This is a genomic window from Dietzia sp. 2505 (assembly GCF_040546785.1).
Taxonomy (GTDB): domain Bacteria; phylum Actinomycetota; class Actinomycetes; order Mycobacteriales; family Mycobacteriaceae; genus Dietzia.
The window spans coordinates 102,430-115,559 of record NZ_JBEPON010000004.1 but is presented as its reverse complement, the minus strand read 5'-3'; the positions used below and the strand labels follow the sequence as shown (position 1 = coordinate 115,559).

The window sequence follows — 13,130 nt, the reverse complement described above, 5'->3', positions numbered from 1 at the left end:
GGGGCCGCCGCACCAACGAGAAGAGCGTTCCGCACACCCCCACTCGGGCGATGTGTGCGGAACGCTCTTCTCGTTGGCGCGACGGGCGGGGCGGCCTGCGGGGCGCGCGTGAGCGGCGACGGGCGGGCCGGGCTTCAGTCGCCGGCGCGTGCGGCGGGCCGGGCCTCAGTCGCGGGCGCGCGTGGGGATCACCATGCCGAGCACCCAGTTGACCAGGCCGATCACGATCGCCCCGAAGAACGCCGCCCAGAACCCACTCACCTGGTACTCGGCTCCGAACAGCTGGAACGTCGTGGTGACCCAGCTGGTGAGCATGAGCATCAGCGCGTTGATCACCAGCAGGAACAGCCCCAGCGTGAGGATGGTCAGCGGCAGCGAGAGCAGCTGCACGATCGGCTTGACCACCGCGTTGATCAGCGTGAACACCACGGCCACGATGAGCAGCGCCGCGATGGTCGGCACGCTCACCTCGTTGTCGATGGCGCCGGCGTCCATGTCGGCGACACCGGCGGTCTCGTACAGGGAGATCCCCGGCACGATCAGAGTCGCCACCCACAGGGCGACGGCGTTGACGATCAGGCCCAGTATCAGCGCCATGTCCGGTCAGCTCCCCACATAGGAATCGGCCACATCGAGTGCGCGGTCGAACACGTCGAGCCCCGCGTTCGCCTCGTCGGCCGTGATGATGCAGGGCGGAACGATGTGGAATCGGTTGTAGTTCATGAACAACAGCACGCCGTCGGACTTGGCGGCGGCGAAGGTCCTGGCCATGGCCTCCGATGTCCCACCGTAGGGGGCGAGGGGCTCGCGTGTCTCGCGGTCGGCCACCATCTCCACGGCCCAGAACACTCCCAGGCCGCGGACCTCGCCGATCGACGGGTGCTTCTCAGCGAGCTCGCGCAGGCGCGGACCGATCACGTCCTCGCCGATCGTGCGGGCGTTCTCGACGATCCTCTCGTCCCGCATCAGGTTGATCGTGGCCACCACGGAGGCGCAGGCGAGCGGGTGCCCGGCGTAGGTCAGGCCACCGGTGTAGGGGGTGTTCTCGAAAGACGCGGCGATCCGGTCGTGCAGGATCACCCCGCCGAGCGGGACGTAGCCGGAGTTGGAGCCCTTGGCAAAGGTGATGAGGTCGGGGGCCCAGTCGTCGTCTCCGGACCGGAAGTTGTCCAGGGCCAGCCAGGCACCGGTGCGGCCGAAGCCGGACATGACCTCGTCGCAGATCATGACGATCCCGTACTTGTCGCAGATCTCGCGCACACCGCGCAGGTAGTCGGCCGGCGGCACCATGATCCCGACCGTGCCGGGCACCGACTCGATGATCAGGGCCGCGAAGTGGTCCGGGCCCTCCAGCGCGATGAGCGAGTCCAGGTGCTCGAGTGCGCGGTCGCACTCCTGCTTCTCGTTCTCGGCGTAGAACTGCGACCGGTACAGGTAGGGCGCGTGGAAGTGCACGGCGCCGGTGTTGCCGTGGTCGTTGGCCCAGCGGCGGGCGTCGCCGGTGAGGTTCATGGAGGTGGTGGTGGCGCCGTGGTAGCTGCGGAACGCAGAGAGGGTCTTGTGTCGGCCGGTGTGGCGGCGCGCCATGCGGACGGCGTGCTCGACGGCCTCGGTGCCGGCGTTGGTGAAGAACACGCGGTTCATGCCGGCGGGGGCGACCTCGGCGACCAGCCGGGCGGCCTCGGCCCGGGCGGCGTTGGCGTGCGCGGGGTTGATGGTGCACAGGTCGGCGGCCTGGTCCTGGATGGCCTTGACCACCACGGGGTGCTGGTGGCCGATGTTGGTGTTGACCAGCTGGGAGGTGAAGTCGAGCAGGCGGTTGCCGTCGCCGTCGGTGAGGTGGCAGCCCTCTGCGGCGGTGACGACCATCGGGTCGCTGGCGCCCCAGGCGGACCACGGGGTCAGGACGTGGGCCCGCTCCTTCTCGTAGACCTCGCGGGCGGCGGCGTTCTGGGGTGCGGGCACGGGACGGTACTCCTGTTGTCGACGACGTGGGCCGCAGCCCATCATGTCAGTTCCGCGGCGCCCTCCCGGACCGGCGCCCCACGATGCGGAACGCGCGCGTCAGCAGCCACGCGTCAGAAGAGCGCCTCCTGCGCGCTGTCCACCGCCTGGGCGCCCGCGACGGGCCGCCCGGGCGCCACGTCGGCGAGCATCTCCTCGAATCGGGCGAACGGGACCAGTTCGAGCCCCTTCTTGCGGGCGAACGCCGCGCGGCCCCGGACCGCGCCGGGGGCGTCGCACACGGCCAGCGAGGTGCGGGAGGAGATGCGGTCGGCCAGGTAGAGACCCGAGTCGACGACGAGGCCGGCGATCTCCTCCGGGTCGCGGTCCACGTCCTGCGTGAAGACCACCTCCATGCCCTGCACCAGCCCGCCGCCACGCTTCAGCCGCCCGGCCGGCCGCCAGAGCCTGGGCGCCGCGAGGGCATCGGCCCACACGCGCGAGACCAGGAAGCCGGTCACCGGGTCCGCCAGCATGCCCTCGAGCTCGCGCACCGACGGCTGCACGTCCTTGGCCGCGGCCACCTGCAGCATCCCCGAGAACACCCCGGCCAGGACCAGGGCGTCGTCGTGGGCGTCGTGCGCGGCCCGCTGCTCCACCCCGAAGTGCGCGGCGAGCGTGACCAGCTTGAGGTCGGCGGTGGACAGGTGCAGCCGGCCCGCGAAGTCCAGGGTGCACAGGAACCGCTCCAGCGGCGGCTCGAGTCCGGCCCGCCGCGCCTCCGAGGCCAGGAAGGACGCGTCGAACGTGGCGTTGTGGGCCACCACGGTGCGGCCGTCGAGCACCCGGGCCAGGTCCGCGGCCACGTCGGCGTAGCGGGGTTTGCCCGCGAGCAGAGCCGGGGTGAGGCCGTGCACGTGGACCGGCCCCGGATCGACCCCGGGGTTGAGCAGGGTCGCGAACTCCTCGACCACCTCGCCGTCGTCGTCGATCACCACCGCCGCCACCGACAGCACCCGGTCGACCGACGGCCTCATCCCGGACGTCTCGACGTCCACCACCACCCAGCCGCTCATGCCACCCCGTCTCCCGTGCCGCCCGGGCCGACCACCTCTGCCCGCGTCCGCCTATCGTGGCAGACCGCCCCGACATCTCCGGCTTCCCAGCCGCTTTTCCCGCCACCTGCCGTCCATCTGCCCGATTCCGCCGGGTCGCGTCGGCGGACTACTGTCGAGGCCGACAGCTCAGAGCGCCGGCCACCGCCGGTCCGGCCAGACCCAGGAGAGCCCGTGGCGCGGTACCGGTCGGACACCCCCGCCGCTCGCCTGCGGGACGCGCCGGTGCGGGCGCAACGGCGTACCCGGCGGCTGTTCCGACTGGCCGCGGGCGGTTACGGCGCGCTGTGCCTCGCGGCGCTGCTGGGCGTGGCGATGACCGCTCCGGGGACCGAGCTGGGGAGCCCGGACACGGCGTCGGCCAGCACCCGTCCCGCCTCGGCCCAGCCCTCCACCTCCGTGCCCGACGGCCGCGTGGAGGACACCGCCCACCGCATGCGGCCGGTCCCGTCCGGCTGGCGAGAAGTGGGCCCGCTGCTGTCCGGGGCGGTGACCGAGGCGGGGGAAGCGGGCCACCAGCTGGCGGCGTGCGTCCTGGCGATCGACTCGCCGGATGAGCGCGTCGTGTGCTCGGGCGACGACGAGCCCCGCTACGCGGCTTCGGTGATCAAGGTGGCGTACGCGGTGGCCGCGCTCGAGGCCTGGGACGCCGACCCCATTGCCGAGACCCCCTACGGCACCCTCGGTGACCTGCTGGAGCAGGCCGTCGCCGTCTCGGACAACGAGGCCGCGAACCTGCTCTACGACCTCTCCGTCGAGGGCCCGGAGGCGCCCGACACCGACGACCCGATCGAGGCGATCAACGACGTGGCCGACAGGGTGGACCTGGCCGACGAGTTCCACACCGGCGGCGCCTTCCGCTGGGAGTGGACCGGCGACTGGAGCCGGGTCAGCGCCCGCGGCAGCGTGGAGTACCTGACCGAGTTGGTCCGGGCCGCCGACGGTCGCGCGTCCGGCAGCGAGGCCCTGACCTCGCCCGCGGTCGCCCGGATCGTGCTCGGTCTGATGAGCGACCAGGAGCGGTTGTGGAAGCTCCCGGCCCACCTGCCCGCGGGGTCCACCGCCAACAAGACCGGCGAGACCGACTCCGAGTCCCACGACATCGCCGTGGTCAACACCACCTCCGGCCGGTACGCGATCGCCGTGATCGGCACCGCGGCCGGGCCGTGGGACACACCGGACGAGGTGATCGCCGGGCTGGGTCGGGACGTGGCGCGGGCGCTCGGCGGTGCGGCGCGTTTCTGAGCGGGCGCCCCTGCCTAGACTCGTCGCATGAGTTCCCGCGCGCACTCCGCTCTGACCCCCCGTGGCCGCGCAGCCGTGGCCGTCTCCCGTCTGGCCACGTGGGCCTCGCGGGTGTCCGGCCGCGGGTCGGGCGGGATGATCGGCGGGCTGGTCGCGCTCAAGCTGGACCCCGGCCTGATGTCCCAGCTCGCCGCCGGGCGGCGGACGGTGCTGGTCACCGGGACCAACGGCAAGTCGACGACGACGAGGATGGTCGCCTCCGCGCTGTCGACGGTCGCCCCGGTGGCCTCCAACGCCAACGGCGACAACATGGACGCCGGGATCGTCTCCGCGCTCGGCGCCGACCGGGCGGCCCCGCTCGCGGCGATCGAGGTGGACGAGCTGCACACCCCGGCGGTCGCGGAGAACACCCACCCCGAGGCGATCGTCCTGCTCAACCTGAGCCGCGACCAGCTGGACCGGGTCGGTGAGATCAACTCCATCGAGCGGCGGCTGCGGGCCGGGGTGGCAGCGCAGCCGCAGGCCACGGTGGTGGCCAACTGCGACGACGTGATGATCACCTCCGTCGCCTTCGACAACCCGTCGGTGGTGTGGGTGGCGGCCGGCAACGCGTGGGCGGGCGACTCGGTGAGCTGCCCGCGGACCGGCGAGCCGATCACCCGCACGGTCGACGAGACCGGCGCCGTGCGCTGGCAGGCGAAGGGCACCCTGCCCGACGGGCGGCGGTTCGCCCGGCCCGAGCCGGACTGGTGGGTCACCGAGGACGCGATCCACGGGCCCGACGGCTTCACCGCGCCCATGAGTCTGGCCATCCCGGGGCGGGCCAACCGCGGCAACGCCGCCCAGGCCGTGGCCGCGGCCGTGGCGATGGGCGCCGATCCCGCGGCCGCGGTCCGGGCCGTCGAGGGCGTCGACGACGTGGCGGGCCGCTACTCGACAGTGGACGTGGACGGCCGCGCCGCGCACCTGCTGCTGGCCAAGAACCCGGCCGGCTGGCAGGAGGCGCTCGGCATGATCGACACCTCGGCAGACGGCCTGGTGATCGCGGTCAACGGGCAGGTCGCCGACGGCGTGGACCTGTCGTGGTTGTGGGACGTGCGCTTCGAGAGCTTCGAGGGCGTGTCCGTGTACGCCTCCGGTGAGCGCGCCGCGGACCTGTCGGTGCGCCTGAGCTACGCCGGGGTCGAGCACCGACTCGAGCCCGACCCGTTGACCGCGATCAGGCGGTGCCCGCCCGGACGGGTCGAGGTGCTGGCCAACTACACCGCGTTCCGCGACCTCGGACGCGCGATCGCCGCCCGGAAGGAGCAGCAGCGATGACCGACCGCGACGCCGGGGCCTCCGCCTCACCGCTCGACACCGTCTCCCCCGATTCCCCGCGGCCCACCGAGTCGACCGTGCGCATCGGCCTGGTGCTGCCCGACGTCATGGGCACCTACGGCGACGACGGCAACTCCCTGATCCTGCGCCAGCGCCTGAGGTGGCGCGGGTACGACGCCGAGATCGTCCGCATCACCCTCGACGACGCCGTTCCCGACTCGTGCGACATCTACACGGTGGGCGGGGGCGAGGACACCGCCCAGAAGCTCGCGTCCCGGCACCTGTCGGGGTCGCCCGGTGTGCAGCGGGCCGTCGCGCGCGGGGTGCCGGTGCTGGCGATCTGCGCCGGGATGCAGGTGTTCGGCGAGTGGTTCATGGTGGCCGACGGCTCCCGTGCTCCGGGGTTGGGCCTGCTCGACGTGACCACCTCGCCGCAGGCCACCCGCTCGATCGGCGAGCTGGTGGTGGAGCCGCAGCTGGCCGGGCTCACCCAGACCCTGACCGGCTTCGAGAACCACATGGGCGCCACCGTGCTGGGCCCCGATGCGGCCCCGCTCGGACGCGCCACCTCGGGTGTGGGCAACGGCGTCCCGGCCGGCGAGCCCGCGCGCGCCGGCGGGCGGGTCGAGGGGGTGGTGCAGGGGTCGATGATCGCGACCTACATGCACGGCCCGGTGCTCGCGCGGAATCCCGAGCTGGCGGACCTGCTGCTGAGCCGCGCGCTCGGCGTGGACTCGCTGCCGCCCGTCGAGGTGCCGGCGGTCGAGCAGCTGCGCCGCGAACGCCTGGCGGCCGCCCGCCGTTGACCCCTGCCCGGTCCGCCAGCGGGGGCTGTCAGTCCGTCGGTGGGGCGGCCGGCTGCGGGAACAGCGAGTCGGTCCAGCGCTGCCACCCGGCGGTGAGCGCGTCGCGGTCGAATTCCTCGCCGAAGTAGTAGTGGACGACGGTGACCATGCCCCATGCCCCGTCCCCGCTGAAGAAGTGGGCGCCACTATTGCTACGGATGCCCAGGTTTCCCGGTTCGGCCACCTCCACGACGCCGTCGATCGGGTCGAGCCCGTCGGGTGTCAGGCGCACGGTGTCGCCGACCGCCGGCTGTCGGTCGATGCCCAGTGCGTCGTCGAACCGCGCCCAGATGCCGTCCTTGTCGAGGTCGGTGAACGCGATGATCGACACGGTGGTCGGCGGCAGACCGCGGAAGTGGTCGAAGTAGCGGCGGAGATTCTCCAGGAAGCCGTCCCAGCCGTGGCTGTGGTACTCGGCCTCCCAGTCCTCGCCGGTGATTCCGCTGTGGATGAGCCGCAGCACGGCTCCGCCGCCGTCCCTGCCCTCGACGAGGAACTCCACGACCTGGGGCTGGCCGTCCGCAGAGGACGAGTACCGTCGCCCGGGCTCCCACTCCCGAACCGTGGCCTCCGAGACGTTGCCGGATCCGAAGTCGGACACGACGCGGGCGCCGACTCCTCCCTCCGGCGGGTCGAACCGGTGCGGCACGAACCAGCACGCCATCCCCTCACCGGTGGCGACGGCCTCCCACACCTCCTCCGGGGTGGCGTCGAGCTCGATGGACTTCTCGATCCGCTTGTGCTGGTCAGACATCGTTTCTCTCCTCACTCTCAGATGGGTCGCTCTCGGTTGGGTCGCTGCCAGATGAGTCAGCGCGCTCGGACGGCCCGGCGCTCCCGGCGGTGTCGGCGCTCCCCGGTGGGACGGCGTGCATCCCCACGATGAGCCGGTGTCGGCGGCCCCCATCGGAGGAGTCGTCGTGGTACTTGGACACGAGCCTGGTGACCGCGTCGGTGAGTTCGTCCGCGAACGCCGCGCGGTCCGCCGGGGTGGCAAAGCACACCTCGCCGTCGAGACCGAACGTCCCGACCCGCTTGCCGGTCCGACGCGCCCCGACGATCAGGTCACCCACCTCGCGCACCATGCGCGAGGTCAGCGCGAGCAGCCACCGTGGGGACGCCCGGTCGCGGTCGGCGCCGACGGCCGGCTGGGTCCGTCCCATCACCCCGGGAGAGACGACGTACGACGACGACGAGGCCCTCAGGATCCGTTCGTGGACGTTCCCCCGCCGTCGCTCCTCGACCAGTTCCACCAGCCCGTGCTTCTCGAGCTGCCGCAGGTGGTAGTTGAGCTTCTGCCTCGGCACACCCAGGCGGGCGGCGAGCGTGGTGGCTGACGCCGGCTCCGAGAGTTCGGCCAACAGGCGCGTGCGGATCGGGGCCAGGGCAGCAGTCGCCACCTCGGCGCTGTCGATCACTCCGATGTCCTGCATGCCCCCGGCCCTCCCGTTGTGTGGCATCCAGCCTCCTACCGACAAACAATGTTGTCAAGAAGAATCTTTTCGTCGGCGCTCGACAGGCGAGACCTGCTCGCCGGCCCGATCTCCTACGCTCGGGGTGAGTGCTCCCGGGCGGTGATGACCCGGGGGGCGTGCTGTCACAGCGGTCATGACCCGGGGGTGGACGCCCCCGTGCCGAACCCGATCAGCCGGCCGTTTGGCAGCGCTCGCCTACGCTCGGATCCATGTGTATCCACCACGGCACCGCCACCCTCGCCGGCTCCGTGACCCCTCCTGATCCCGCGCACGAGGCGGCACAGGTACGCGCCCTGTGGGAGCCGCTGGGTCTTCCGGGAATCATCGACGTCCACACGCATTTCATGCCCGACCGGGTGATGGCCAAGGTGTGGGACTACTTCGACGCCGCCGGCCCCAAGATCGGCCGGACGTGGCCGATCACCTATCGGGAGGCCGAGGACGAGCGCGTCGCCCGCCTGAGGTCGTACGGGGTGCTGGCGTTCTCGTCGATGCTCTATCCACACAAGGCGGACATGGGGGCGTGGCTCAACTCGTGGTCGGCGGACTTCGCCTCTCGGCACCCCGACTGCCTACACACCGCGACCTTCTTTCCCGAGCCGACCGCGGGCGACTATGTCCGGGACGCGATCGAGGCCGGGGCCCGGGTGTTCAAGTCGCACATCCAGGTGGGCGAGTACGACCCTCGCGATCCGCTGTTGGACCCGGTGTGGGGCCAACTCGCGGAGTCGCAGGTGCCCACGGTGATCCACTGCGGCAGCGGCCCCGTGGCGGGCCCCTTCACGGGCCCGGAGCCGGTCGCGGACGTTCTCGAGCGGTTCCCGGATCTCCCGTTGATCATCGCCCACATGGGCATGGGTGAGTACTCGGAGTTCCTGGACCTGGCCGAGCGGTACAGCGGCGTCTACCTGGACACCACCATGGCGTTCACCGACTTCGTCGAGGAGATCAGCCCGTTCCCGGCCTCAGAGCGCGGGCGGCTCGCCGATCTGGGGCACAAGATCCTGCTGGGGACCGACTTCCCCAACATCCCCTACCCGTTCGCGCACCAACTCGACGCCCTGGCGGGACTGGGGATGGGCGACGACTGGCTACGGGCGGTGTGGCACGGGAACGCCGCGAGGCTCTTCGACCTCTGACAGACCGGTCCGGCCCGCCGCGTCACTGTCCGCTCCCTGCATTCGCTGCTCTGCCGGTTCGGGAGACGGTTCGGGGAACGGCCGGGGGGTCCGTGGCTCACTCTGCTCGGGACGGAGCACGCCTCCCGACCGCGCGGGCTGGGAGGGGCCGCCTGACAGGATGCGGCGGCCGGACAGGGCGCTGCCCAGGGTCAGCTCGTCGGCGAACTCGAGATCCGCGCCCATGGGCAGGCCCGAGGCCAAGCGGCTCACCACGAGTTCGGGGAACGGCCGCAGCAATCTGGCCAGGTATGTGGAGGTGGCCTCGCCGGTGGTGTTGGGGTCGGTCGCGATGATGATCTCCGCGATCTCCTCGCCCTCGAACTCCTCCCCGACCCGCCTAATCAGGCCGGCGATGCGCAGCTCGTTGGGCCCGATGCCGTTGATGGGATCGAGCGCGCCACCGAGCACGTGGTAGAGCCCGCGGAACTCGCGGGTGCGCTCGATGGCCTCGATGTCCTTGGGCTCCTCCACCACACAGATGAGCGTGGGGTCGCGCCGCGGGTCGGAGCAGATGCGGCAGCGTTCGGCCGCCGACACCGTGCCGCAGACCTCGCAGTACGTGACGCCGTCGACCACCGCCTGCAGCGCGGAACGCAGCCGCTCCACCGACTCCGGTTCCGCCTGCAGGAGGTGGAAGGCCAGCCGCTGCGCGGACTTCGGACCGACGCCCGGCAGCTTGCCGAACTCGTCGATCAGGTTCTGGACTGGTCCCTCGTACATCGCCGTTCCTGTGCTGTGTCGTTCCCGGCGACGGATTCGACGCCGGGTGGCGGGTCCCGGAGCTCCCCGGGTCCCGCCGGGCTCACATGCCCAGGCCGCCCATCATGTCGCCGAGGCCGCCGCCGGAGGCCAGCGGGCCGAGCCGCGACTCCGCGAGCTGCTGGACCTTGGTGTGGGCGTCGCCGAACGCACCGACGAGCAGATCCTGGAGGGTCTCGATGTCCTCGGGGTCCACGACCTTGGGGTCCACCGTGACACCGGTGACCTCGCCCGTGCCGCGCATGGTGACGGTGACGAGTCCGCCACCGGCCTGGCCGTCGACCGTGCTCGCGGCGATCTCCTGCTGCGCCTGGGCGAGCTGGGCCTGCATCTGCTGTGCCTGCTCGAGGAGGGCGTTCATGTCGGGTCCGGGCTGCATGGGGGGTCCTTTCGGCTGGTGCCTCATCTAAGCCGGGGCGGCCCCGGTCGGTCGGAACCCAGGGTAACCGCACCATCGGACAGCGTGCCCCGCCGCGCGGCGGGCCGGGCCGCTCAGCGCTCGAGCGGTCGAGCCCCGAGGTGCTCTCTGAGCAACTGGAGAGCGATGTCCTCGCCGGTCCGGTGATCGATGTTCTGCGGCCCGCTGCGGGCCTCGTCCACCATCTCCTCCTCGCTCACCGGGGGTGGTGGCGGACCGTCGGGTCCCCCGGCCTCCGGCTCGGGCTCCTCGGGCGGCGGCGGGATGTCGTCGTAACCGCCACCGGGCGCACCGGCCTCGCCGGAGCGCCCGTATCCCGCACCCTGACCGCCGTCACCGCCGCGTAGCCGGCGCTGCCACCCCTGGGGTTCGGGTTGCTGCGCGCTCCCGGGCGCGTCCGCTGGCGCCGGGGCCGCGCCACGGGCAGGAGCGGGCGCCGGGGCACCGCCCGCCGCGGTGGCCGCGGCTCCACCCGAGGTGCAGCGAATGGTCCAGTCACCGCCCACCACCTCGGTGACCGAGTCGGTGATCGCGGTGGCGTTGTGCGGCTGGGACAGTCGCTTGGCCAGCGGGGCGTAGTCATGGACGAGGTGGATGACCCGGCCGTCGACCCCGGCGACCGTCGCGCCGGCGAGCATCACCTCGACGGTGCGGGTCCTCCTGCGGACCGCGTCGCGGATCGCCGGCCACGCGCGACGGATGTCCTCGGCCTCCATGCCGGGGGCAGCGGTGGTGGAGGCAGCGGCGGCGGGCTCAGGCTCAGGCCCGGGCTCCACGGCAGGCCCCGGCCGAGCCCCGGTCGCGGGCTGCGGATGGTCCTGGCCCCGGTCCTGCGACTGGTCCTGTGCCGCTCCAGGCTCCCGCCACGGGTCCGCGATCGGTTCCGCGGCGGGCGCCGACTCGGGTGAGGGCGCGGACTCGGACGCGGGCGCCCGTGGGGACTCGACAGGGGCAGACCGGATTGCGGAGGATCGTGACTCTTCGGGTTCCGCGGGCGCGGCCTGAGGCGGGGTCGCGGGGCCCGCGTTCACGTCGGAGGGCACGTCCGCGGCAGGCTCGGGTGCGGCGTCGCGCGGCGCGGGGTCGGGAACCGAGGGACCACCGGTCGATCGCTGGTTCTCTGCCAGTTGCTGCGCGACGGACTCGGCGGGCACGGCCGATCCATCGGGCGTGGCCTGTACCGGCCGGGCCGCGGGCTCGGGTTCGCGCGAATGCGGCGCGGGGTCGTGCGCAACCGGCGCGGGCGCGGGTGCGGCGGGCGCGGGCGGCTGCCGAGTCGCCGCGTCCCCCTGCGGCTCCTGCGGCTCGGCGGGTTGTGTCTGGGATCGGCGCACGAACTTCGGCCGCCCCTCCGCCTGGGGCGGAGACTGCGTGCCGGGTGCGCCGCCCGGGCCGGGGCGCCCTTCGTCGTCGTCCGGCGAAGCCCCACCCGCTCCGGCCGGACCCCCGTCGCGAACTCGGGCCCCGTCGGGCGGGGCGGTGACCGCCGGCGCGGTGCCCGACTCCAGCGCCTCGACTCGCTGCAGCAGCGCGATCATCGAGTCGTCGGCTGAGGGCAGGAGCAGCTTGGCGCAGAGGATCTCCAGCAGCAGCCTGGGCGAGGTGGCGCCGCGCATCGACCCCATCCCCTCGTGCACCATGTCCGCACACCGCGCGAGGGTTGCGGGCCCGATGTTCTCGGCCTGGCGCCGCATGGTGTCGGCCTGTTCGACCGGGGCGTCGACCAGCCCGCGCTCGATGGCCTGCGGCACCGACTGCACCATGATCAGGTCCCGCAACCGCTGGAGCAGGTCCGCGGCGAACCGGCGGGGATCCAGCCCGGCCTCGATGACCTTGTCGACGGTCCGGAACAGCGTCGCCCCGTCCCCCGCGGCGAGCGCGTCCACGGTGTCGTCGATCAACGCGACCTCGGTGGCCCCCAGCAGGCTCACCGCCCGCGGATAGGTGATGCCGTCCTCGCCGGCGCCGGCCATCAGCTGATCCAGCACGCTCAACGTGTCACGCGGCGACCCGCCACCCGCCCGGATGACCAGGGGGAAGACCGTGGGTTCGACCTTCACCCCCTCTTGCTCGCTGATCCGCTCGACCAGCCCGCGCATCGACGACGGCGTGAGCAGACGGAACGGGTAGTGATGCGTCCGCGAGCGGATGGTCGGCAGCACCTTCTCCGGCTCGGTGGTGGCGAAGATGAAGATCAGGTGCTCCGGCGGCTCCTCCACGATCTTGAGCAAGGCGTTGAAGCCCGCATTGGTGACCATGTGCGCCTCGTCGATGATGAGCACCCGGTACCTCGACGACGCCGGCGCGAAGAACGCCCGTTCGCGCAGGTCCCGGGTGTCGTCCACGCCGCCGTGGCTGGCCGCGTCGAGCTCGGTGACGTCGAGCGTGCCCGTACCCCCGGGCGCCAGGGCCACACACGAGTCGCACTCCCCGCACGGCGTGGCCGTGGGTCCCTCCACGCAGTTCAGCGACCGGGCGAGGATGCGGGCGGACGAGGTCTTGCCGCACCCGCGCGGGCCGGAGAAGAGATAGGCGTGGTTGATGCGACCGGAGGACAGGGCCACCGACAGCGGTTCGGTGACGTGCTCCTGGCCCACGACCTCGGCGAAGGAGGCGGGGCGGTACTTCCGATAGAGGGCCACGTGTAGAGGGTACCCAGGGGGTACGACGACGAGGTCCGCCCTCCGCGTCCCGGGACACTACCTCCGGAAATGACCGGAGGGGCCGCGTCTCCGCAGCCCCTCCCGACGTCCCTCGCGCGGCGGTGCGGGCCCCCTCAGACCCTCGCGGCGCGGTTCCGGACCAGGATCGAAGCACCGGCCCCTCGC

At 72.4% G+C, this 13,130-nt stretch carries 11 protein-coding genes and 1 pseudogene; 4 read left to right on the top strand and 8 right to left on the bottom strand.

From position 1 onward, the window contains the following. Positions 1-165 precede the first annotated feature (165 nt). The 3 genes from ABIE38_RS09595 to ABIE38_RS09585 all read right to left on the bottom strand — a co-directional run bounded on the left by ABIE38_RS09595 (position 166) and on the right by ABIE38_RS09585 (position 3,020). On the bottom strand, positions 166-597 hold the full coding sequence (locus ABIE38_RS09595; protein ID WP_354055728.1) for a phage holin family protein: 432 nt from the start codon (positions 595-597) through the stop codon (positions 166-168). A 6-nt stretch (positions 598-603) separates the two neighbouring features. Continuing rightward, positions 604-1,965, bottom strand: a complete 1,362-nt coding sequence (locus ABIE38_RS09590; protein ID WP_354055727.1) for an aspartate aminotransferase family protein — start codon at positions 1,963-1,965, stop codon at positions 604-606. Positions 1,966-2,078: 113 nt separating this feature from the next. Further along, positions 2,079-3,020 carry an exonuclease domain-containing protein gene (locus ABIE38_RS09585; RefSeq protein ID WP_354055725.1) on the bottom strand — a complete coding sequence of 314 codons (942 nt, stop codon included), beginning with the start codon at positions 3,018-3,020 and terminating at the stop codon, positions 2,079-2,081. Between the two features lie 213 nt (positions 3,021-3,233). Here ABIE38_RS09585 and ABIE38_RS09580 point away from each other — a divergent pair, with 213 nt between their 5' ends. From ABIE38_RS09580 to ABIE38_RS09570, 3 genes are read left to right on the top strand one after another with little or no spacing between them, the layout of a single operon-like run. Continuing rightward, positions 3,234-4,304: a serine hydrolase gene (locus ABIE38_RS09580; RefSeq protein WP_354055723.1), complete on the top strand. Its 1,071-nt coding sequence runs from the start codon at positions 3,234-3,236 to the stop codon at positions 4,302-4,304. A 27-nt stretch (positions 4,305-4,331) separates the two neighbouring features. Further along, entirely contained in the window at positions 4,332-5,624 is a 1,293-nt protein-coding gene (locus tag ABIE38_RS09575) for a MurT ligase domain-containing protein (RefSeq protein WP_354055721.1), read from the top strand. Continuing rightward, the gene (locus ABIE38_RS09570) at positions 5,621-6,430 is read left to right on the top strand and encodes a type 1 glutamine amidotransferase (protein WP_354055719.1); all 810 of its coding nucleotides are present in this window, start codon (positions 5,621-5,623) and stop codon (positions 6,428-6,430) included. The genes ABIE38_RS09575 and ABIE38_RS09570 overlap by 4 nt, the downstream gene beginning before the upstream one ends. Before the next feature lie 28 nt (positions 6,431-6,458). Here the strand turns inward: ABIE38_RS09570 and ABIE38_RS09565 are convergent, their stop codons facing one another. Together ABIE38_RS09565 and ABIE38_RS09560 are read right to left on the bottom strand one after the other, a co-directional pair. Then, positions 6,459-7,223, bottom strand: a complete 765-nt coding sequence (locus tag ABIE38_RS09565; RefSeq protein WP_354055717.1) for an SRPBCC family protein — start codon at positions 7,221-7,223, stop codon at positions 6,459-6,461. Next, positions 7,216-7,929, bottom strand: coding sequence for an ArsR/SmtB family transcription factor (locus tag ABIE38_RS09560; RefSeq protein ID WP_354055715.1), 714 nt, complete (start codon positions 7,927-7,929; stop codon positions 7,216-7,218). Before ABIE38_RS09560 ends, ABIE38_RS09565 begins: the two co-directional genes overlap by 8 nt. A gap of 224 nt (positions 7,930-8,153) precedes the next feature. On the opposite strand from ABIE38_RS09560, the gene ABIE38_RS09555 reads away from it, so the two are divergent. Further along, on the top strand, positions 8,154-9,083 hold the full coding sequence (locus ABIE38_RS09555) for an amidohydrolase family protein (RefSeq protein ID WP_354055713.1): 930 nt from the start codon (positions 8,154-8,156) through the stop codon (positions 9,081-9,083). A 156-nt stretch (positions 9,084-9,239) separates the two neighbouring features. On the opposite strand, the pseudogene recR reads toward ABIE38_RS09555, so the two are convergent. From recR to ABIE38_RS09540, 3 genes and pseudogenes are all read right to left on the bottom strand, one after another. Beyond that, a pseudogene (gene recR / locus ABIE38_RS09550) lies at positions 9,240-9,845 on the bottom strand (recombination mediator RecR); the annotation flags it as partial. Positions 9,846-9,927: 82 nt separating this feature from the next. Further along, positions 9,928-10,263, bottom strand: coding sequence for a YbaB/EbfC family nucleoid-associated protein (locus tag ABIE38_RS09545; RefSeq protein WP_095717156.1), 336 nt, complete (start codon positions 10,261-10,263; stop codon positions 9,928-9,930). Positions 10,264-10,376: 113 nt separating this feature from the next. Beyond that, positions 10,377-12,944: a DNA polymerase III subunit gamma and tau gene (locus ABIE38_RS09540; protein WP_354055711.1), complete on the bottom strand. Its 2,568-nt coding sequence runs from the start codon at positions 12,942-12,944 to the stop codon at positions 10,377-10,379. Between the last annotated feature and the right edge of the window lie 186 nt (positions 12,945-13,130).

What these genes read in the sequence shown, in the direction of transcription:
- ABIE38_RS09595 (WP_354055728.1), bottom strand. Translation starts at nt 597, where the DNA reads ATGGCGCTGATACTGGGCCTGATCGTCAACGCCGTCGCCCTGTGGGTG.
- ABIE38_RS09585 (WP_354055725.1), bottom strand. Translation starts at nt 3,020, where the DNA reads ATGAGCGGCTGGGTGGTGGTGGACGTCGAGACGTCCGGGATGAGGCCG.
- ABIE38_RS09575 (WP_354055721.1), top strand. Translation starts at nt 4,332, where the DNA reads ATGAGTTCCCGCGCGCACTCCGCTCTGACCCCCCGTGGCCGCGCAGCC.
- ABIE38_RS09570 (WP_354055719.1), top strand. Translation starts at nt 5,621, where the DNA reads ATGACCGACCGCGACGCCGGGGCCTCCGCCTCACCGCTCGACACCGTC.
- ABIE38_RS09565 (WP_354055717.1), bottom strand. Translation starts at nt 7,223, where the DNA reads ATGTCTGACCAGCACAAGCGGATCGAGAAGTCCATCGAGCTCGACGCC.
- ABIE38_RS09560 (WP_354055715.1), bottom strand. Translation starts at nt 7,929, where the DNA reads ATGCCACACAACGGGAGGGCCGGGGGCATGCAGGACATCGGAGTGATC.
- ABIE38_RS09555 (WP_354055713.1), top strand. Translation starts at nt 8,154, where the DNA reads ATGTGTATCCACCACGGCACCGCCACCCTCGCCGGCTCCGTGACCCCT.
- ABIE38_RS09545 (WP_095717156.1), bottom strand. Translation starts at nt 10,263, where the DNA reads ATGCAGCCCGGACCCGACATGAACGCCCTCCTCGAGCAGGCACAGCAG.